Consider the following 20,528-nt stretch of genomic DNA (forward strand, 5'->3'; position numbering starts at 1 on the left):
ATGTTGGAAAAATTTAAAAACATTCATTATATGTTTCATATTTCAATTGTGTTTATCATCTTTCCTATAGCGGGTGTCATCGTTGGAGATTACCCGCTTTTAACCTTGCTATGGACCCTACTATTTGTACTTGCCTTCTATTCGGTTTTAATCAGTCAGAATCGCACCGTGCAGTGGCTAGCATGGTGGTCCATGCTTGTCTACATTTTTTATACATCTGTTTGGCTAAGTTCAGGTTTCACATGGTTTATCTTTTATTTATCCAATCTCCTTATTTATGAGCTGGATGAGATTTCTTTTCACTCTTGGCGTTTTGTCAGTTTTATTGTCCTGCAACCATTTATTCTGACCGGAATCTATATGGTCAATCATGTTAGTCCCTGGCAGCTACTCTTTTTCTTGGTGACCTTTATCTTTTCCGATGCAATGACCTTTGGTCTTTATCGAATTCGATTGTCGGAGGACATAAAAGAAGAAAAGATGAAACAAAATGCCAAGCTCAATCTTTTCTTGGCTGAAAACGAACGCAGTCGTATCGGTCAGGATCTTCATGACAGTCTAGGCCATACCTTTGCCATGTTGAGTGTGAAGACGGACCTTGCCCTACAACTTCTTCAAATGCAGGCCTATCCACAGGTGGAAAAGGAATTAAGAGAAATACAGCAAATTAGCAAAGAATCAATGCGTGAAGTTCGTACAATTATCGAAAATCTTAAAACAAGAACCCTTGCTTCCGAGTTTGCGACTGTTAAAAAAATGCTGGAAATTGCAGGAATTGAAACGGAAATCAATCACCAACTAGATACAGCTAGCCTAACTCAGGAATTAGAATCAACGGCCTCCATGATTTTACTTGAGTTAGTGACCAATATCATCAAACATGCCAAAGCATCCAAAGCTTACTTGAAATTAGAACGAACAGAGAAAGAACTCATTCTAACAGTGAGAGATGATGGCTGTGGCTTTGCTTCTCTAAAAGGGGATGAACTCCATACTGCTCGAGACCGTGTCCTTCCTTTTTCAGGAGAAGTAAAAGTGATTAGTCAGAAACATCCAACTGAAGTGCAGGTTCGGCTACCTTATAAGGAGAGAAACTAAGATGAAATTACTTGTTGCAGAAGATCAAAGTATGTTGCGAGATGCTATGTGCCAGTTGCTTGCCTTTCAACCAGATGTAGATTCTGTCCTACAAGCCAAGGATGGCCAAGAAGCAATCCAACTTTTAGAAAAAGAGTCTGTCGATATCGCCATTCTTGACGTAGAAATGCCTGTTAAGACAGGCCTCGAAGTCTTGGAGTGGATACGAGCAGAAAAGCTAGAAACAAAGGTGGTTGTGGTGACAACCTTCAAGCGCCCTGGCTATTTTGAACGCGCGATTAAGGCTGGAGTGGATGCCTATGTCTTGAAAGAAAGAAGCATTGCAGACCTCATGCAAACCTTGCACACTGTTCTCGAAGGACGCAAGGAATATTCGCCTGAATTGATGGAAGTGGTGATGACGCACCCCAATCCGTTGACAGAACAAGAGATTGCTGTCTTAAAGGGAATCGCTCAGGGCTTATCCAACCAAGAAATTGCAGACCAACTCTATCTATCAAACGGAACCGTCCGAAACTATGTCACCAATATTTTTTCCAAGTTAGATGCAGGCAATCGAACAGAGGCAGCCAACATCGCAAAAGAATCTGGTTGGCTTTGATAAGAAGGGTTAAAAAATTCCGAAATGACAACTTGAATCAAAGGAAAACCATACTAGAAAGGAGGAGGCAAATTGTCTCCTTTTCTGGTTTAGAAAAGCGGTGAAAGCTAGTGTCAAAGAGTTAAAAGATCAGAATAAAAATGAAAAATATCTTGACAATGAAGGAAAAATTGTGTTACAATAATAGACGGTACTTTTTACTTTTGGTCTCTCAAAAGTGTACAGGGACGTGCTGACAAATGTTGCAAAAGTACACACAGATGGTAGCTGTCACCAAGTGTATCATCACCAAAAATAAAAAAACACAGGAGAATGTAGATGCCTACAATTAACCAATTGGTTCGCAAACCGCGTAAATCAAAAGTAGAAAAATCTAAATCACCAGCTTTGAACGTTGGTTACAACAGTCACAAAAAAGTTCAAACAAACGTTTCTTCACCACAAAAACGTGGTGTTGCAACTCGTGTGGGAACAATGACACCTAAAAAACCTAACTCTGCCCTTCGTAAATTCGCTCGTGTACGTTTGAGCAACCTTATCGAAGTTACTGCCTACATCCCAGGTATCGGACACAACTTGCAAGAGCACAGCGTGGTGCTTCTTCGTGGTGGACGTGTAAAAGACCTTCCAGGGGTACGTTACCATATCGTCCGTGGTGCACTTGATACTGCAGGTGTTAACGATCGTAAACAAGGCCGTTCTAAATACGGTACTAAACGTCCAAAAGCATAAGGAAAGGGGATAAAGAGAAATGAGTCGTAAAAATAGAGCTCCAAAGCGTGACGTATTGCCAGATCCGCTTTACAATTCACAACTAGTTACTCGTCTTATCAACCGCGTTATGCTTGATGGTAAACGTGGTACAGCTGCTTCAATCGTTTACGGTGCTTTTGAGCAAATCAAAGAAGCTACTGGAAACGATGCACTTGAAGTATTTGAAACAGCTATGGAAAACATCATGCCTGTACTTGAAGTACGTGCACGTCGTGTTGGTGGATCTAACTACCAAGTCCCAGTTGAAGTTCGTCCAGAACGTCGTACAACACTTGGACTTCGTTGGTTGGTAACAATCGCTCGCCTTCGTGGTGAACACACAATGCAAGACCGTCTTGCAAAAGAAATCTTGGATGCTGCTAACAACACTGGTGCAGCTGTTAAGAAACGTGAAGACACTCACCGTATGGCTGAAGCTAACCGTGCCTTCGCACACTTCCGTTGGTAAGAATAAGATACTAAGGGCGTTAAAAAAGCGACTGAAAATTAGGAAGCTTGACGCAGAATCAAAGATTCTAGGAAAGCTTATCTATTTTCCGAGCTTTTAGCCCGAGTTCAATTGAGTTCGAATCAGTTAACTTGAGCTTTTAGCCCGAGTTCAATTCAACTTGTCTACAAGTTGAAACCAACAAAAACAAGATAAACATTGAGAACGGGTAGGTCCTGCCTATCCGTTTTTATTAAAATCGTGTTATAATAGAATAGAAATTAAAATAAATAGGAGAAACAAACCTCATGGCACGCGAATTTTCACTTGAAAAAACTCGTAATATCGGTATCATGGCTCACGTCGATGCCGGTAAAACAACAACTACTGAGCGTATTCTTTACTACACTGGTAAAATCCACAAAATTGGTGAAACTCACGAAGGTGCGTCACAAATGGACTGGATGGAGCAAGAGCAAGAACGTGGTATCACTATCACATCTGCTGCGACAACAGCTCAATGGAACAACCACCGCGTAAACATCATTGACACACCAGGACACGTGGACTTCACTATCGAAGTACAACGTTCTCTTCGTGTATTGGACGGTGCGGTTACTGTTCTTGACTCACAATCAGGTGTTGAGCCTCAAACTGAAACAGTTTGGCGTCAAGCAACTGAGTACGGAGTTCCACGTATCGTATTTGCTAACAAAATGGATAAAATCGGTGCTGACTTCCTTTACTCAGTAAGCACACTTCACGACCGTCTTCAAGCAAACGCACACCCAATCCAATTGCCAATCGGTGCTGAAGATGACTTCCGTGGTATCATCGACTTGATCAAGATGAAAGCTGAAATCTATACTAACGACCTTGGTACAGATATCCTTGAAGAAGACATCCCAGCTGAATACCTTGACCAAGCTCAAGAATACCGTGAAAAATTGGTTGAAGCAGTTGCTGAAACTGATGAAGACTTGATGATGAAATACCTTGAAGGTGAAGAAATCACTAACGAAGAATTGAAAGCTGCTATCCGTAAAGCAACTATCAACGTTGAATTCTTCCCAGTATTGTGTGGTTCTGCCTTCAAGAACAAAGGTGTTCAATTGATGCTTGATGCGGTTATTGACTACCTTCCAAGCCCACTTGATATCCCAGCAATCAAAGGTATCAACCCAGATACAGATGAAGAAGAAACTCGTCCAGCATCTGACGAAGAGCCATTTGCAGCTCTTGCCTTCAAGATCATGACTGACCCATTCGTAGGTCGTTTGACATTCTTCCGTGTATACTCAGGTGTTCTCCAATCAGGTTCATACGTATTGAACACATCTAAAGGTAAACGTGAACGTATCGGACGTATCCTTCAAATGCACGCTAACAGCCGTCAAGAAATTGACACTGTTTACTCAGGTGATATCGCTGCTGCCGTTGGTTTGAAAGATACTACAACTGGTGACTCATTGACAGATGAAAAAGCTAAAATCATCCTTGAGTCAATCAACGTTCCAGAACCAGTTATCCAATTGATGGTTGAGCCAAAATCTAAAGCTGACCAAGACAAGATGGGTATCGCCCTTCAAAAATTGGCTGAAGAAGATCCAACATTCCGCGTTGAAACAAACGTTGAAACTGGTGAAACAGTTATCTCTGGTATGGGTGAGCTTCACCTTGATGTCCTTGTTGACCGTATGCGTCGTGAGTTCAAAGTGGAAGCGAACGTAGGTGCTCCTCAAGTATCTTACCGTGAAACATTCCGCGCTTCTACTCAAGCACGTGGATTCTTCAAACGTCAGTCTGGTGGTAAAGGTCAATTCGGTGATGTATGGATTGAATTTACTCCAAACGAAGAAGGTAAAGGATTCGAATTCGAAAACGCAATCGTCGGTGGTGTGGTTCCTCGTGAATTTATCCCAGCGGTTGAAAAAGGTTTGGTAGAATCTATGGCTAATGGTGTTCTTGCAGGTTACCCAATGGTTGACGTTAAAGCTAAGCTTTACGATGGTTCATACCACGATGTCGACTCATCTGAAACTGCCTTCAAGATCGCGGCTTCACTTGCCCTTAAAGAAGCTGCTAAATCAGCACAACCAGCTATCCTTGAACCAATGATGCTTGTAACCATCACTGTTCCAGAAGAAAACCTTGGTGATGTTATGGGTCACGTAACTGCTCGTCGTGGACGTGTAGATGGTATGGAAGCTCACGGTAACAGCCAAATCGTTCGTGCTTACGTTCCACTTGCTGAAATGTTCGGTTACGCAACAGTTCTTCGTTCTGCATCTCAAGGACGTGGTACATTCATGATGGTATTTGACCACTACGAAGATGTACCTAAGTCAGTACAAGAAGAAATCATTAAGAAAAACAAAGGTGAAGACTAATCAGTCCTCACTCTAGAAGGAAGTCACTTAGTGGCTTCCTTTTTTGTCTTTAACTATTCATTTTTGCTGAATATAGTATACGAATTTGATCGCTAATTGAGAAAAATACTAACTTTATCCAGAAAGAAAATATTCTAATTTGATAAATTAAAGTAAATAAAGGTTCCTAATTCCGTAGAAAAGTTAATAAAAATGAGGAAAAGATTCATAAATACACTTTTAGATAGAAAATTCAGAAAATTGACTCTTTTGCCTTGAAAATTTTTGAAAAAATGGTATGATAGTAACAAGCTATTTTTTTAAGAGAAGAGAAAGGGGAACAATGGAGAAAATCAGTTTAGAATCTCCTAAGACGGGGTCGGACCTAGTTTTGGAAACACTTCGGGACTTAGGGATTGATACCATTTTTGGTTATCCTGGTGGTGCAGTCTTACCTTTGTATGATGCGATATACAATTTTAAAGGTATTCGCCACATCTTAGGACGCCATGAGCAAGGTTGTTTGCACGAAGCTGAAGGATATGCCAAATCAACTGGAAAGTTGGGCGTTGCCGTCGTCACGAGTGGGCCGGGAGCAACAAATGCCATTACAGGGATTGCAGATGCCATGAGCGATAGCGTTCCCCTTTTGGTCTTTACAGGTCAGGTTGCGCGAGCTGGGATTGGGAAAGATGCCTTTCAAGAAGCAGACATCGTGGGGATTACCATGCCCATTACCAAGTACAATTACCAAGTCCGTGAGACAGCAGATATTCCCCGTATCATTACGGAAGCTGTCCATATCGCAACGACAGGTCGACCAGGTCCAGTTGTGATTGACTTACCAAAGGATGTATCAGCTCTAGAGACAGATTTCATCTATTCGCCAGAAGTTAATTTACCAAGTTACCAACCGACGCTTGATCCGAATGACATGCAAATCAAGAAAATCTTGAAGCAATTGTCAAAAGCCAAGAAACCTGTTTTGTTAGCAGGTGGTGGTATCAGCTATGCGGAAGCTTCTAAGGAACTCAATGAATTTGCTGAACGTTATCAAATTCCAGTAGTCACTAGTCTTTTGGGGCAAGGCACCATTGCAACGAGTCATCCGCTCTTCCTAGGAATGGGAGGCATGCACGGTTCTTTCGCGGCCAACATTGCAATGACGGAAGCGGACTTTATGATTAGTATTGGTTGCCGTTTCGATGACCGATTGACGGGGAATCCTAAGACCTTTGCGAAGAATGCTAAGGTTGCCCATATCGACATTGACCCAGCTGAGATTGGTAAGATTATCAGTGCAGATATTCCTGTAGTGGGGGATGCTAAGAAAGCCTTGCAGATGCTACTGGCAGAACCAACTGTTCATAACAATACTGAAAAGTGGATTGAAAAAGTCACCAAGGACAAGAATCGAGTTCGTTCTTATGATAAGAAAGAACGTGTGGTTCAGCCTCAGGCCGTTATTGAACGCATCGGTGAGTTGACGAATGGAGATGCCATTGTTGTCACAGACGTCGGACAACACCAAATGTGGACAGCTCAGTATTATCCTTACCAAAATGAGCGTCAGTTAGTCACTTCAGGTGGTTTGGGTACCATGGGGTTCGGAGTTCCTGCAGCTATCGGAGCCAAGATTGCCAATCCAGAAAAAGAAGTTATCCTTTTTGTCGGTGATGGTGGCTTCCAAATGACCAACCAAGAGCTAGCAATCTTAAACATCTACAAGGTGCCGATTAAGGTTGTCATGTTGAATAACCACTCACTAGGAATGGTTCGTCAGTGGCAGGAATCCTTCTATGAGGGAAGAACTTCCGAGTCAGTCTTTGATACACTTCCTGACTTCCAGCTGATGGCACAGGCTTACGGTATTAAAAATTATAAATTTGACAATCCAGAAACTATAGAAAAAGATCTAGAAGTCATTCTGGAGGATGTGCCCATGTTTATCGAGGTGGATATTTCTCGTAAGGAACAGGTCTTACCGATGGTACCAGCTGGTAAGAGCAATCATGAGATGTTGGGGGTGAAGTTCCATGCGTAGAATGTTAACAGCTAGATTGCAAAACCGTTCAGGAGTTTTGAATCGTTTTACAGGTGTCCTTTCTCGTCGTCAAGTCAATATTGAGAGTATCTCAGTTGGTGCGACAGAGAACCCCAATGTATCTCGCATCACCATCATTATTGATGTAGCATCTCATGATGAAGTAGAGCAAATCATTAAACAGCTCAATCGTCAGATTGATGTGATTCGCATTCGAGATATCACAGATAAACCACACTTGGAAAGAGAAGTTATCTTGGTAAAAGTATCTGCTCCTGCTGAGAAGCGTGCAGAAATCTTGGCCATTATCCAACCTTTCCGTGCAACGGTAGTAGATGTGGCTCCAAGCTCAATCACCATCCAGATGACGGGAAATGCTGAAAAGAGTGAAGCTTTATTACGAGTGATTCGACCATATGGTATTAAAAATATCGCTCGTACGGGTGCAACTGGATTTACCCGCGACTAATACTCTTTGATTTTCAATGAGTATAAAATCCAGCATAAATTTGTTTAACCAGCCTATAAGGCAATAAAAATAGAAAAGAGAGAAAAACTATGGCAGTTCAAATGGAATACGAAAAAGATGTTAAAGTAGCAGCGCTTGACGGTAAAAAAATCGCCGTAATCGGTTATGGTTCACAAGGACATGCGCATGCGCAAAACTTGCGTGATTCAGGTCGTGATGTCATCATCGGTGTGCGTCCAGGTAAATCTTTTGACAAAGCAAAAGAAGATGGATTTGACACTTACACAGTAGCAGAAGCAACTAAATTGGCTGACGTTATCATGATCTTGGCACCAGACGAAATCCAACAAGAATTGTACGAATCAGAAATCGCTCCAAACTTGGAAGCTGGAAATGCAGTTGGATTTGCTCATGGTTTCAATATCCACTTTGAATTTATCAAAGTTCCTGCAGATGTAGATGTCTTCATGTGTGCTCCTAAAGGACCAGGACACTTGGTACGTCGTACTTACGAAGAAGGATTTGGTGTGCCAGCTCTTTACGCAGTTTACCAAGATGCTACAGGAAATGCTAAAAACATTGCTATGGACTGGTGTAAAGGTGTTGGGGCTGCTCGTGTTGGGTTGCTTGAAACAACTTACAAAGAAGAAACTGAAGAAGATTTGTTTGGTGAACAAGCTGTACTTTGTGGTGGTTTGACTGCCCTTATCGAAGCAGGTTTTGAAGTTTTGACAGAAGCAGGCTATGCCCCAGAATTGGCTTACTTTGAAGTTCTTCATGAAATGAAATTGATCGTTGACTTGATTTATGAAGGTGGATTCAAGAAAATGCGTCAATCTATTTCAAACACTGCTGAATACGGTGACTATGTATCAGGTCCACGTGTGATTACTGAGCAAGTTAAAGAAAACATGAAAGCTGTTTTGGCAGATATCCAAAATGGTAAATTTGCAAATGACTTTGTAAATGACTACAAGGCTGGTCGTCCAAAATTAACTGCTTACCGTGAACAAGCAGCTAACCTTGAAATTGAAAAAGTTGGTGCAGAATTGCGTAAAGCAATGCCTTTCGTTGGTAAAAACGACGACGACGCATTCAAAATCTACAATTAATTCTTGTAAAGAGAGACAGAAGGCGAGTTGGGGGTACCTAACTCGTTTTTTATCTTGAACAGTATTTGAGGAGGAGACAATGCTAAGTGCAAAAGATGTGGTAAAAGCCCACAAAGTTTTGAGTGGTGTAGTAGTTGATACACCACTAGAATATGATCATTATTTATCAGAAAAATACCAAGCAAAGATTTATCTCAAAAAGGAGAATGCGCAACGAGTTCGCTCTTTTAAAATTCGTGGAGCCTATTATGCCATTTCTCAACTGTCAAAAGAAGAACGCGAGCGTGGTGTAGTCTGTGCCTCTGCGGGAAATCATGCCCAAGGTGTCGCCTATACTTGTAATGAGATGAAGATTCCTGCAACGATCTTTATGCCCATCACAACACCGCAACAAAAGATTGGGCAGGTTCGCTTTTTCGGTGGAGAGTTTGTGACGATCAAGTTGGTTGGGGATACCTTTGATGCTTCTGCTAAGGCAGCACAAGAATTTACATTGACAGAAAACCGCACCTTTATCGATCCTTTTGATGATGCGCATGTTCAAGCTGGTCAAGGGACTGTAGCCTATGAAATTCTTGAAGAAGCCCGTAAAGAGTCTATTGATTTTGATACAGTACTTGTACCAGTAGGTGGTGGCGGATTGATTGCCGGTGTTTCTACTTATATTAAGGAAACCAACCCGACTATTGAAGTGATCGGGGTAGAAGCTAATGGTGCTCGCTCTATGAAAGCTGCCTTTGAAGCTGGGGGACCAGTTAAGCTTAAAGAAATTGATAAGTTTGCTGATGGGATAGCCGTACAAAAGGTTGGACAATTAACCTATGAAGCGACCCGTAAGAATGTTGAAACGCTGATTGGGGTGGACGAGGGATTGATTTCCGAAACCTTGATTGATCTTTATTCCAAACAAGGTATTGTAGCAGAACCAGCCGGAGCTGCCAGCGTTGCAGCCTTGGAAGTTTTATCAGACTATATCAAAGGCAAGACGATTTGTTGTATTATTTCTGGAGGAAATAACGATATCAACCGCATGCCAGAGATGGAAGAACGTGCCTTGATTTACGATGGAATCAAGCATTACTTTGTAGTGAATTTCCCACAACGTCCAGGAGCTCTACGAGAGTTTGTAAATGACATTTTGGGGCCAAATGATGACATCACTCGTTTTGAATATATCAAACGAGCAAGCAAGGGGACAGGGCCTGTATTGATTGGGGTAGCTCTTGCCAATAAGCATGACTATGCTGGATTGATCCATCGAATGGAAAAGTTTGACCCATCTTATATTAATTTGAATGGGAACGAAACGTTGTATAATATGCTAGTTTAAGCTAAAATAAAATTATTATCATATTATTTGCGTAATGGTAATGATGGTGCTATAATGAGGGTGATGAAAGGGGGAGATTCCCATGGTTTTACAAATTTTACTTGTTTTATTGTTTTTAGTGGTGATTGCATCAGTGATTATGGTTAGTTCTGTGTATGTGGTTCGACAACAATCTGTCGCTATCATAGAACGCTTTGGTAAATACCAAAAGTTGAGCAATAGTGGTATTCATTTACGAGCTCCTTTTGGGATTGATAGGATTGCAGCAAGAGTTCAACTACGCTTGTTGCAAAGTGAGATTGTTGTAGAGACAAAGACGCAAGATAATGTATTTGTAACGATGAATGTGGCAACTCAGTATCGAGTAAATGAAAACAATGTCACAGATGCTTATTATAAATTGATGCGTCCAGAAGCCCAAATTAAATCCTATATTGAAGATGCTTTGCGTTCATCTGTACCAAAGCTAACCCTAGATGAGTTGTTTGAGAAGAAGGATGAAATCGCCTTAGAAGTTCAAAAACAAGTGGCTGAAGAAATGTCTACATATGGGTATATCATTGTCAAAACGCTGATTACTAAGGTTGAACCTGATGCTGAAGTAAAACAATCAATGAATGAAATTAACGCGGCTCAACGTAAGAGAGTTGCGGCGCAAGAGCTTGCTGAAGCGGATAAGATTAAAATCGTGACCGCAGCAGAAGCTGAAGCAGAAAAAGATCGCCTACATGGTGTAGGGATTGCAGAGCAGCGTAAAGCAATTGTTGACGGACTAGCTGATTCTATCCAAGAGTTAAAAGGAGCCAATGTTGAGCTAACTGAAGAACAAATCATGTCTATCCTATTAACGAACCAGTATTTAGATACGTTGAATAATTTTGCAGATAAAGAGGGTAATAATACAATCTTCCTACCAGCAAATCCTAATGGAGTCGAGGATATAAGAACTCATATATTATCGGCTTTAAAAGCCAAATAAAAATATGCGGAATAATATAGTTGCGACGAATATATGTTTTTTTATTGACAAACGAAATAAAAACGTATACAATTAAGTATTGTAAAGAATAATTTAGGAGAAGAACATGGCTAAGTCGAACTTTGAAAAAGTAGAAGCAGTTGTTGGCTGGGTTCGTGATAAGAAAATCACAGGCTACCGTATCTCTAAAGAAACGAACGCGCGTGAAATGTCTATCATTGCTCTAGCACAAGGACGCGCAAAAGTTAAAAATATTTCATTTGAAACAGCTCTTGGTTTAATCGATTTCTATGAAAAAAATCATGAAAAATTTGAAGATTAAACTGTGGTCACAGGCAGATTCCTGAGTCGAGTCTGCCTTTTCTTTACAATTACAAATTAAAAAGACTGCATTCTTTATGCAGTCTTTGTTTATTAGCTGAGATAACGTTGAAGAAATTCTTTTGTCCGTTCTTCTTTAGGGTTCGTGAAGAGGTCTTCTGGTTTACCTTCTTCAGCAATGACGCCCTTATCCATAAAGATGACACGGTGAGAGACATCGCGAGCGAATTCCATTTCGTGGGTTACGACGATCATGGTCAAGCCTTCTTGAGCCAAATCCTGCATAATTTTGAGGACTTCTCCGACCATTTCAGGGTCAAGGGCAGATGTTGGTTCGTCGAAGAGAATGGCATCAGGATTCATGGAGAGTGCGCGGGCGATAGCCACGCGTTGTTTTTGACCTCCTGAGAGTTGCTTCGGTTTGGCTTGCCAGTAGCGTTCTCCCATGCCAACTTTTTCGAGATTCTCTTTGGCAATTTTTTCAGCTTCAGAGTGATCACGTTTAAGGACAGTCGTCTGAGCAACGATCGTATTTTCAAGGACATTCAGATTTTCAAAGAGATTGAAAGATTGGAAAACCATACCGAGTTTTTCACGATAATGGGTGAGGTTATAGCCTTTTTCTAAGACATTTTCTCCTCGATAGAGAATCTCTCCCTCTGTAGGTGTCTCTAGTAAATTAATCGAACGAAGGAAGGTTGATTTTCCGCTTCCTGAGCTCCCGATGATGGAAATAACCTCTCCTTTATGGACGGCGAGAGAAATGTCTTTTAGCACTTCGTTTTGCCCATATGATTTTTTGAGGTGTTTGATTTCAAGGATTGGTTGTGTCATTTTTTCAAATCCTCCGTTTGCATTTGGTTAGCACCTGTAGTGTAAGTATCCATGTCCATACGACGCTCGATGAAGCGTAGGATACGGGTCACAGTAAAGGTGAGGACAAAGTAAATCACGGCGATGATGGTAAAGGTCTGGAAGTATTGATAGGTTTGTGTTGCTACAGTATTTCCTGAGAAATAAAGCTCAACAACTGAAATAACGTTCAATACAGAGGTATCTTTGATATTGATGACAAACTCATTACCAGTAGCAGGTAGAATATTACGGACAACCTGAGGCAGGACAATCTTACGCATGGTTTGATTGTGGGTCATACCAAGAGCAGTTGCAGCTTCAAACTGTCCTTTGTCAACTGCTAGAATACCACCACGAACGATCTCTGTCATGTAGGCACCCGTGTTGATTGAGACGATGAAGATAGCGGCTAGTGTGCGGTCAAGATTGATACCGAAAGCTTGGGCAGTTCCATAGTAGATAACCATAGATTGAACAATCATCGGTGTACCACGGAAGATCTCGATATAGACATTGAGAATCCAACCGACTAGTTTCTGTAGGGCGTACATTGCCTTGTTCTCAGATAGTGGAGCGGTACGGAAGACCCCGATCGCAAGTCCGATAAGGAGACCTGTGATGGTTCCGATAATGGAGATTAAGAGTGTGATACCAGCACCACGCAAGAGTTGTTGCCAGTTCTCAGAAAGAATCTTAGCGACTTGGCTAAAGAAACTACTTTCTTCCTCTGTTGTTGTAGACTCCACAGGTTGCTCTTTGATCATACGATCCATGAGGGCTACTTGTTCATCCTTAGAGATGTTTTCGATACTGGCATTGATTTGGCTGATGCGGCTGTCATCTTTACGAAGTCCAATGGCAATAGCTGTATCTTCTTCGCCAGTTTTGAAACCTGGTTGAGGTTGGATCATTTTGAACTTAGCGTTAGCAGACTCAGCGGTCATTGCTTCAGGTCGTTCAGAAACATAGGCATCAATAACACCAGCTTCCAGAGCTTGACGCATTTGGGCGAAGTCACCCATAGCTGTTTCTTTTTTGGCACCTGGAATTTGGGAAATCAGGTCATAAAGATAAACACCTTGTTGAGACGTGATTTTTGCTCCACTAAAGTCTTCCAAAGATTTGGCATTCGCATAGGCAGAGTCCTTTTTTACCAATAGAACCGGTTCGCTAGTATAGTAACTGCTTGAAAAAGCAATTTCTTGTTTGCGTTCAGCGGTTGGGCTCATACCGGCAATGATCATATCGATTTTGCCAGAAGTAAGTGCTGGAACAAGTCCTTCCCATTTGGTTTTCACGACCAAAGGTTCCTTGCCTAAGTCTTTGGCAATCTTTTTTGCGATTTGAACATCGTAGCCGTTGGCATATTGGTTGGTACCGTCGATTTTGACGGCGCCGTTACTATCGTCGTCTTGAGTCCAGTTGAAGGGAGCGTAAGCAGCCTCCATCCCGATGCGTAAATATTCGTCGGCTTGGACTTGGCTAACTAGTCCTAAGGTAAGGGCTAGGCTAGCAAGGATAGATAAGCATAATTTTTTCATGTTTTCTCCTATTTCTAGTCTAAAAATGACTCTCTCTATTGTATCTAAAAATAGTGAGATTTTCAATACAAGTAAGCCTTTACTTATAAAAAATGATATAATGGTAAAAAGATTGAAAGGGAACCGATCATGAAAAAAAGATGGCTGTTGGCTTTGGTATTTACTTATTTATTATTTATCCCGAGCTTGGTTTTTGCAGTAGACTTTGATATCTTATCCTATCAGGGGGATTTGAATATTCATGCAGATAATACTGCAATTTTTAAGGAAACAATTACCTACCGCTTTGGAGACGATTATAATGGTCAGTTGGTTGGACTAGGGAAAGCTGGGAAAATGCCGGAAGGATTTGACATTGATCCCGACCCGACTGTTCAGGTCTCTAAAAATGGAAGAATTGTTCAAAATGTTTCCTTCTATACTATGGAGGAAGAGGACGGCTACAAGGTAAAAATTTACAATGCTGGATATGCTGGAGATACTGTTCGTGTAACGGTTACCTGGAAACTAACAAACCTTCTCTTCTTATATAAGGATATCGCAGAGCTAAATTGGCAACCCTTGACAGATAGTACTGGAGACATCAAAGAGATTGAGTTCAAGGTCAGCTCAGATACTCCAGCAGAGAAACTCTATTTTCATGCAGGCCAACTCCTAAGGGACTCTAGTGTTGAAAAAGTAAATAATCTCTATCATGTCAAAATGAAAGACCTTCCGAGAAAGCGACAAATCGAATTACATGCTTACTGGCCGAGAAGTGCTTTTGCAGAAGCTCCAGATCAAGGATTAGAGGAAGAACGTTTAACCGATTTTAACCGGATTGAAAGCAATATAGCGACAGAAAAAGCGCAAAGTGAGATGTTGATGAAATGGGTATTTCCCGTCATTTTTATGAGTCTCTTACTTCTAGTTCCTCTCTTCTATAGGAAGTTTCGTCAGAGTACAAGCATTAAAAAGGTCTTTCCAAAAGATCATCGACTCTACGAACCACCGATGGATTTGCCTCCAATGGTTTTAGCAGAAGCAGTGTATTCAACCTCCTTAGAGGAAGTCAATCCCCTAAACAAATCAGGGTTTGGTAAATTTACTTTTGAACGTTTGATTCAGGCAACCTTGTTGGATTTAGTAGATCGAGGCCATTTATCTATTTTCCAAGGGGATGAGGAACCTTATGTGCGCATTATCAGTGAAAAGGGTTTGTCCAATTTTGAGAAGGAATGCCTGCGCATGACTTTGTCAAATAAGAAAGAATTGGCTATTTCAGAGCTCTTCCCTGATTACCAAGTTTCATCTTCCCTTTACCGTGGTGCCAAAGAGTCAGATGAAAAACATATCCGAGAAACAGGCTCGCGTCTTAAACGCTCCTTTGAAGGAAGACTTCAACGCATTCAGTCTTGTGTCAAGGATAAGGTCCATGTACTTCGTATCCCAAGCTACTATCGTTCCTTGACAAGCGAGGAACGCCGCCTTGCTCTCGGGATGCGAGTTTGTTCAGCCATAACAGCTCTAGGTGGACTGCTATTCTTTTACTATAGCTGGCAAACACATGGTTTCTTTTCGATCCCATTTCTACTCTTAGGATTGACAGGATTAGGGACTAGTTTCTGGGTTTATCTTGCCACGCGAGGAGCCTATCGCGATGGAGTTCTAACAGAGGAAGGAGCGGAAATCTTCTATCTCTGGACGAGTTTTGAAAATATGCTTCGGGACATCGCTCATCTGGATCAGGCCGAGCTAGAGAGCATCGTCCTTTGGAACCGTCTACTGGTCTATGCGACTCTCTTTGGTTATGCCAAGAAGGTGAGCAAGTTAATGAAAGTCCGTCATATTCAGCTTGAAAATCCAGATTTGAATCTTTATGTAGCCTATGGTTGGCACTCACAGTTCTACACCTCAACTGCACAAATCAAGCAATATACTGCTGTCGCAAATACAGCTAGCAATTACTCTGTATCTTCTGGAAGTGGTTCTTCAGGTGGAGGATTCTCAGGAGGAGGTGGCGGTGGAAGCATCGGCGCCTTCTAAAAAATCTATCGCAACATCCGAAATTATGCTATAATAGAGGACAGAAAAAGGAGTAATGTATGTATTTTATTGAAATTTTGAAGTCAATCTTTTTTGGGATTGTTGAAGGAATTACAGAATGGTTGCCGATTTCAAGTACTGGCCACTTGATCTTGGTTGAAGAATTTGTCCAATACAAGGACCAGAATGAAGCCTTCATGTCCATGTTTAATGTTGTCATCCAGCTTGGTGCCATTTTAGCAGTTATGGTCATTTACTTTAACAAGCTTAATCCTTTCAAACCTGGTAAAACTAAGGTAGAAGTTCGTAGAACTTGGCAGTTGTGGTCAAAAGTCTTTGTTGCGACCTTGCCTTTGCTATTGGTTTTTAAACTAGATGATTGGTTTGATGCCAACTTCCATAACATGGTTTCAGTTGCAATCATGTTGATTATCTATGGTGTTGCCTTTATCTACCTTGAAAAACGAAATAAGGCGCAAGCCATTGAACCAACAGTGACAGAGCTAGACAAGTTGCCCTATAAAACAGCCCTTTACATTGGGCTCTTCCAAGTCCTCGCCCTCTTTCCAGGAACGAGCCGTTCAGGTGCGACGATCGTTGGTGGTTTGTTAAATGGAACAAGCCGCTCAGTCGTAACAGAGTTCACCTTCTATCTCGGAATTCCTGTTATGTTCGGAGCCAGCGCTTTAAAGATTTTCAAATTTATTAAAGCAGGTCAACTCTTGAGTTTTGGACAACTGTTCTTGCTCTTGGTTGCCATGGGTGTTGCCTTTGCGGTCAGCATGGTTGCTATTCGTTTCTTGACCAGTTATGTGAAAAAACACGACTTTACACTCTTTGGTAAATACCGTATCGTACTCGGTAGTGTCTTGTTGCTCTATAGTTTTGTGCGTTTGTTTGTATAAGAAAAAAGCTTGAGGGAAGTTTCCTTCAAGCTTTTTAAAATCCTGTCACCGTAATTCCTAGTAAACGGATACCTTTTTCTTTTTCAGCTAGCTCTTCGTAGAGTTGAAGGGCGGTTTGAGAAATCTGACTAGCGTCCTGTGTAGCTTGTGGGAGGCTTTTTCGTCTAGTCAGAGTGGAGAAGTCAGCATATCGTATTTTTAGGATAATGATTTTTCCAGCTTTGTCCTGCTTGCTGAGATTGTGAGCTACCTTTTCGGAGAGAAGAGTCAGCTCTTTTTTGATATCTTCTTCATCCTGGAGAATCTTACTATAGGTTTTCTCCTTCCCGATTGATTTGCGGATGCGATTGGACTTGACTGGAGAATTGTGAATACCACGAGCCTTTCGATAAAGATCATAACCAAGTCTGCCAAAGCGATCGATTAAAGTAACTTCTGAGACATCCAATAAGTCTGCACCAGTATAAATGCCCATTTCATGAAGCTTTTCTACTGTCTTCTTTCCTACACCATGAAATTTAGCAATGTCCATTTGTTTGAGAAAGTCTTGGGCTTTGTCAGGTAGAATCACTGTCAAACCATGTGGCTTCTGATAATCACTGGCCATTTTAGCTAGAAATTTATTGTAGGAAACGCCTGCAGAAGCGGTCAGGTGTAGTTCCTGCCAGATATCCTCTTGGATGAGGCGGGCTATTTTGACGGCTGACTTGATACCGAGTTTATTTTCCGTCACATCTAAGTATGCCTCGTCGATACTCATAGGTTCAATCAAATCAGTGTAGCGTTTAAAAATAGCTCGAATCTCAAGTCCCACAGTCTTATACTTTTCATAATTTCCAGAGATAAAGACAGCTTGGGGACAGCGCTCATAAGCTTCTTTAGAACTCATGGCTGAATGAACACCAAAAACTCGTGCCTCGTAGCTACAGGTAGAAACGACACCTCGACCACCTGTTTGTCTGGGATCACTTCCGATGATAACAGGTTTGCCCTTTAACTTGGGATTATCTCTGATTTCCACCGCAGCAAAAAAGGCATCCATGTCGATATGGATGATTTTTCTGGACAGATCATTTATCAATGGAAATATGAGCATTCCAATCCCTTTCTAGTGTCATTTTCTATTTATTATACCCTTTTTTCTGAAAAAATGGGAAAGTTCAACCTGACTTTCAAAAATATAATACAGATAAGAACAAAAAAGAGACTGTATTATAAAAGAAAGCGTCTAAAATGCCGATTTTCTCTTGTTGAAATCGGTTACTGTATGGTATACTTGTCTCAAGAATGTAACAGATGACTGTTACTAGAAAAAAGAGGACATTAACATGGTTGTTAAGACAGTTGTTGAAGCACAAGACATTTTTGATAAAGCTTGGGAAGGCTTCAAAGGCGTAGATTGGAAAGAAAAAGCAAGTATTTCTCGCTTTGTTCAAGCTAACTACACACCTTATGATGGAGATGAAAGTTTCCTTGCTGGACCAACAGAACGTTCACTTCACATCAAAAAAATCGTAGAAGAAACAAAAGCACACTACGAAGAAACTCGTTTCCCAATGGACACTCGTCCAACATCTATTGCTGATATTCCTGCTGGATTTATCGACAAAGAAAATGAAGTTATCTTCGGTATCCAAAACGATGAACTCTTCAAATTGAACTTCATGCCAAAAGGTGGTATCCGTATGGCTGAAACTACTTTGAAGGAAAATGGATATGAACCAGATCCAGCTGTTCACGAAATCTTCACTAAATACGTAACAACAGTTAACGACGGTATCTTCCGTGCCTACACTTCAAACATTCGTCGCGCTCGTCACGCTCACACTGTAACTGGTCTTCCAGATGCCTACTCACGTGGACGTATCATCGGTGTTTACGCACGTCTTGCTCTTTACGGTGCAGACTACTTGATGCAAGAAAAAGTAAACGACTGGAATGCGATCAAAGAAATTGATGAAGAAACAATCCGTCTTCGTGAAGAAGTAAACCTTCAATACCAAGCATTGCAACAAGTTGTTCGCTTGGGTGACCTTTACGGAGTTGATGTCCGCAAACCAGCGATGAACACGAAAGAAGCAATCCAATGGGTTAACATCGCCTTCATGGCTGTCTGCCGTGTTATCAACGGTGCTGCAACATCTCTAGGACGTGTGCCAATCGTATTGGATATCTTTGCAGAACGTGACCTTGCTCGCGGTACATTTACTGAATCAGAAATCCAAGAGTTCGTTGATGATTTCGTTATGAAACTTCGTACAGTTAAATTTGCTCGTACAAAAGCTTATGACCAATTGTACTCAGGTGACCCAACCTTCATCACAACTTCTATGGCTGGTATGGGTAACGACGGTCGTCACCGTGTTACTAAGATGGACTACCGTTTCTTGAACACTCTTGACAACATCGGTAACTCACCAGAACCAAACTTGACAGTTCTTTGGACTGACAAATTGCCTTACAACTTCCGTCGCTACTGTATGCACATGAGCCACAAACACTCTTCTATCCAATACGAAGGTGTAACAACAATGGCTAAAGACGGATACGGAGAAATGAGCTGTATCTCATGCTGTGTGTCACCACTTGACCCAGAAAACGAAGATCAACGCCACAACATCCAGTACTTCGGTGCTCGTGTAAACGTTCTTAAAGCTCTTCTTACTGGTTTGAACGGTGGTTACGACGATGTTCACAAAGACTACAAAGTATTTGACATCGATCCTATCCGTGACGAAGTTCTTGAATTTGAATCAGTTAAAGCGAACTTTGAAAAATCTCTTGACTGGTTGACTGACACTTACGTAGACGCTTTGAACATCATCCACTACATGACTGACAAGTACAACTACGAAGCTGTTCAAATGGCCTTCTTGCCAACTAAACAACGTGCTAACATGGGATTCGGTATCTGTGGATTTGCTAACACTGTTGATACATTGTCAGCGATTAAATACGCTACTGTTAAACCAATCCGTGACGAAAATGGCTACATCTATGATTACGAAACAATCGGTGAATACCCACGTTGGGGTGAAGATGACCCACGTTCAAACGAATTGGCAGAATGGTTGATCGAAGCTTATACAACTCGTCTACGTAGCCACAAACTATACAAAGACGCAGAAGCTACTGTATCACTTTTGACAATCACATCTAACGTTGCTTACTCTAAACAAACTGGTAACTCACCAGTCCACAAAGGTGTATACCTCAACGAAGATGGTTCTGTGAACTTGTCTAAACTTGAATTCTTCTCACCAGGTGCGAACCCATCTAACAAAGCTAAAGGTGGATGGTTGCAAAACTTGAACTCACTTGCTAGCCTTGACTTTGGTTACGCAGCTGACGGTATCTCATTGACAACTCAAGTTTCTCCACGTGCTCTTGGTAAGACTCGTGACGAGCAAGTTGATAACTTGGTAACAATCCTTGATGGTTACTTCGAAAACGGTGGACAACACGTTAACTTGAACGTTATGGACTTGAACGATGTTTACGAAAAGATTATGTCAGGTGAAGACGTTATCGTACGTATCTCTGGATACTGTGTAAACACTAAATACCTCACTCCAGAACAAAAAACTGAATTGACACAACGTGTCTTCCACGAAGTTCTTTCAATGGATGACGCATTGAGCTAAGATTCAATTAGAATGAAAAGAAAGCCAGTCAAAA

Annotated in this window: 17 protein-coding genes; 14 read left to right on the forward strand and 3 right to left on the reverse strand. The window is 41.4% G+C overall.

The genetic code is table 11. From position 1 onward, the window contains the following. The 11 genes from P8P68_RS08550 to P8P68_RS08600 all read left to right on the forward strand — a co-directional run bounded on the left by P8P68_RS08550 (position 1) and on the right by P8P68_RS08600 (position 11,525). Positions 1 to 1,098, forward strand: coding sequence for a sensor histidine kinase (locus tag P8P68_RS08550; RefSeq protein WP_000890234.1), 1,098 nt, complete (start codon positions 1 to 3; stop codon positions 1,096 to 1,098). A gap of 1 nt (position 1,099) precedes the next feature. Next, the gene (locus tag P8P68_RS08555; protein ID WP_071851620.1) at positions 1,100 to 1,699 is read left to right on the forward strand and encodes a response regulator transcription factor; all 600 of its coding nucleotides are present in this window, start codon (positions 1,100 to 1,102) and stop codon (positions 1,697 to 1,699) included. Positions 1,700 to 2,017: 318 nt separating this feature from the next. Beyond that, the gene (gene rpsL / locus P8P68_RS08560) at positions 2,018 to 2,431 is read left to right on the forward strand and encodes a 30S ribosomal protein S12 (protein WP_001142332.1); all 414 of its coding nucleotides are present in this window, start codon (positions 2,018 to 2,020) and stop codon (positions 2,429 to 2,431) included. Between the two features lie 19 nt (positions 2,432 to 2,450). Further along, positions 2,451 to 2,921 carry a 30S ribosomal protein S7 gene (gene rpsG, locus P8P68_RS08565; RefSeq protein WP_000087873.1) on the forward strand — a complete coding sequence of 157 codons (471 nt, stop codon included), beginning with the start codon at positions 2,451 to 2,453 and terminating at the stop codon, positions 2,919 to 2,921. A gap of 287 nt (positions 2,922 to 3,208) precedes the next feature. Then, positions 3,209 to 5,290 (forward strand): elongation factor G, encoded by a 2,082-nt coding sequence (gene fusA, locus P8P68_RS08570; protein WP_000090339.1) that lies wholly within the window; start codon positions 3,209 to 3,211, stop codon positions 5,288 to 5,290. A gap of 322 nt (positions 5,291 to 5,612) precedes the next feature. Beyond that, on the forward strand, positions 5,613 to 7,313 hold the full coding sequence (locus P8P68_RS08575; protein WP_000411743.1) for an acetolactate synthase large subunit: 1,701 nt from the start codon (positions 5,613 to 5,615) through the stop codon (positions 7,311 to 7,313). Further along, positions 7,306 to 7,782 (forward strand): acetolactate synthase small subunit, encoded by a 477-nt coding sequence (ilvN, locus tag P8P68_RS08580; protein WP_001253813.1) that lies wholly within the window; start codon positions 7,306 to 7,308, stop codon positions 7,780 to 7,782. Before P8P68_RS08575 ends, ilvN begins: the two co-directional genes overlap by 8 nt. Positions 7,783 to 7,871: 89 nt before the next feature. Continuing rightward, positions 7,872 to 8,894, forward strand: a complete 1,023-nt coding sequence (gene ilvC / locus P8P68_RS08585; RefSeq protein ID WP_235097868.1) for a ketol-acid reductoisomerase — start codon at positions 7,872 to 7,874, stop codon at positions 8,892 to 8,894. Positions 8,895 to 8,973: 79 nt separating this feature from the next. Beyond that, positions 8,974 to 10,224 carry a threonine ammonia-lyase IlvA gene (gene ilvA / locus P8P68_RS08590; protein ID WP_000947300.1) on the forward strand — a complete coding sequence of 417 codons (1,251 nt, stop codon included), beginning with the start codon at positions 8,974 to 8,976 and terminating at the stop codon, positions 10,222 to 10,224. 82 nt (positions 10,225 to 10,306) lie between these two features. Continuing rightward, positions 10,307 to 11,203, forward strand: coding sequence for an SPFH domain-containing protein (locus P8P68_RS08595; protein WP_000244062.1), 897 nt, complete (start codon positions 10,307 to 10,309; stop codon positions 11,201 to 11,203). 106 nt (positions 11,204 to 11,309) lie between these two features. Continuing rightward, entirely contained in the window at positions 11,310 to 11,525 is a 216-nt protein-coding gene (locus tag P8P68_RS08600) for a hypothetical protein (protein WP_001130031.1), read from the forward strand. A 92-nt stretch (positions 11,526 to 11,617) separates the two neighbouring features. Here the strand turns inward: P8P68_RS08600 and P8P68_RS08605 are convergent, their stop codons facing one another. Continuing rightward, complete coding sequence (locus P8P68_RS08605; protein ID WP_049505398.1) at positions 11,618 to 12,358, reverse strand: amino acid ABC transporter ATP-binding protein; 741 nt, start codon at positions 12,356 to 12,358, stop codon at positions 11,618 to 11,620. Then, positions 12,355 to 13,920 carry an ABC transporter substrate-binding protein/permease gene (locus P8P68_RS08610; protein ID WP_000732042.1) on the reverse strand — a complete coding sequence of 522 codons (1,566 nt, stop codon included), beginning with the start codon at positions 13,918 to 13,920 and terminating at the stop codon, positions 12,355 to 12,357. Before P8P68_RS08610 ends, P8P68_RS08605 begins: the two co-directional genes overlap by 4 nt. Before the next feature lie 129 nt (positions 13,921 to 14,049). Here P8P68_RS08610 and P8P68_RS08615 point away from each other — a divergent pair, with 129 nt between their 5' ends. Together P8P68_RS08615 and P8P68_RS08620 are read left to right on the forward strand one after the other, a co-directional pair. Next, the gene (locus P8P68_RS08615; RefSeq protein WP_049520837.1) at positions 14,050 to 15,945 is read left to right on the forward strand and encodes a DUF2207 domain-containing protein; all 1,896 of its coding nucleotides are present in this window, start codon (positions 14,050 to 14,052) and stop codon (positions 15,943 to 15,945) included. A gap of 59 nt (positions 15,946 to 16,004) precedes the next feature. After that, positions 16,005 to 16,850, forward strand: coding sequence for an undecaprenyl-diphosphate phosphatase (locus P8P68_RS08620; protein ID WP_000273567.1), 846 nt, complete (start codon positions 16,005 to 16,007; stop codon positions 16,848 to 16,850). Between the two features lie 34 nt (positions 16,851 to 16,884). On the opposite strand, the gene dinB is transcribed toward P8P68_RS08620, so the two are convergent. Next, complete coding sequence (gene dinB, locus P8P68_RS08625; RefSeq protein WP_042902880.1) at positions 16,885 to 17,946, reverse strand: DNA polymerase IV; 1,062 nt, start codon at positions 17,944 to 17,946, stop codon at positions 16,885 to 16,887. A gap of 232 nt (positions 17,947 to 18,178) precedes the next feature. Here dinB and pflB point away from each other — a divergent pair, with 232 nt between their 5' ends. Next, entirely contained in the window at positions 18,179 to 20,494 is a 2,316-nt protein-coding gene (gene pflB, locus P8P68_RS08630; RefSeq protein WP_000260621.1) for a formate C-acetyltransferase, read from the forward strand. Positions 20,495 to 20,528: the final 34 nt, after the last annotated feature.

Origin of the sequence: Streptococcus sp. D7B5, from assembly GCF_029691405.1 — a bacterium.
Lineage (GTDB): Bacteria > Bacillota > Bacilli > Lactobacillales > Streptococcaceae > Streptococcus.

What these genes read in the sequence shown, in the direction of transcription:
- P8P68_RS08550 (WP_000890234.1), top strand. Translation starts at nt 1, where the DNA reads ATGTTGGAAAAATTTAAAAACATTCATTATATGTTTCATATTTCAATT.
- P8P68_RS08555 (WP_071851620.1), top strand. Translation starts at nt 1,100, where the DNA reads ATGAAATTACTTGTTGCAGAAGATCAAAGTATGTTGCGAGATGCTATG.
- rpsL (WP_001142332.1), top strand. Translation starts at nt 2,018, where the DNA reads ATGCCTACAATTAACCAATTGGTTCGCAAACCGCGTAAATCAAAAGTA.
- rpsG (WP_000087873.1), top strand. Translation starts at nt 2,451, where the DNA reads ATGAGTCGTAAAAATAGAGCTCCAAAGCGTGACGTATTGCCAGATCCG.
- fusA (WP_000090339.1), top strand. Translation starts at nt 3,209, where the DNA reads ATGGCACGCGAATTTTCACTTGAAAAAACTCGTAATATCGGTATCATG.
- P8P68_RS08575 (WP_000411743.1), top strand. Translation starts at nt 5,613, where the DNA reads ATGGAGAAAATCAGTTTAGAATCTCCTAAGACGGGGTCGGACCTAGTT.
- ilvN (WP_001253813.1), top strand. Translation starts at nt 7,306, where the DNA reads ATGCGTAGAATGTTAACAGCTAGATTGCAAAACCGTTCAGGAGTTTTG.
- ilvC (WP_235097868.1), top strand. Translation starts at nt 7,872, where the DNA reads ATGGCAGTTCAAATGGAATACGAAAAAGATGTTAAAGTAGCAGCGCTT.
- ilvA (WP_000947300.1), top strand. Translation starts at nt 8,974, where the DNA reads ATGCTAAGTGCAAAAGATGTGGTAAAAGCCCACAAAGTTTTGAGTGGT.
- P8P68_RS08595 (WP_000244062.1), top strand. Translation starts at nt 10,307, where the DNA reads ATGGTTTTACAAATTTTACTTGTTTTATTGTTTTTAGTGGTGATTGCA.
- P8P68_RS08600 (WP_001130031.1), top strand. Translation starts at nt 11,310, where the DNA reads ATGGCTAAGTCGAACTTTGAAAAAGTAGAAGCAGTTGTTGGCTGGGTT.
- P8P68_RS08605 (WP_049505398.1), bottom strand. Translation starts at nt 12,358, where the DNA reads ATGACACAACCAATCCTTGAAATCAAACACCTCAAAAAATCATATGGG.
- P8P68_RS08610 (WP_000732042.1), bottom strand. Translation starts at nt 13,920, where the DNA reads ATGAAAAAATTATGCTTATCTATCCTTGCTAGCCTAGCCCTTACCTTA.
- P8P68_RS08615 (WP_049520837.1), top strand. Translation starts at nt 14,050, where the DNA reads ATGAAAAAAAGATGGCTGTTGGCTTTGGTATTTACTTATTTATTATTT.
- P8P68_RS08620 (WP_000273567.1), top strand. Translation starts at nt 16,005, where the DNA reads ATGTATTTTATTGAAATTTTGAAGTCAATCTTTTTTGGGATTGTTGAA.
- dinB (WP_042902880.1), bottom strand. Translation starts at nt 17,946, where the DNA reads ATGCTCATATTTCCATTGATAAATGATCTGTCCAGAAAAATCATCCAT.
- pflB (WP_000260621.1), top strand. Translation starts at nt 18,179, where the DNA reads ATGGTTGTTAAGACAGTTGTTGAAGCACAAGACATTTTTGATAAAGCT.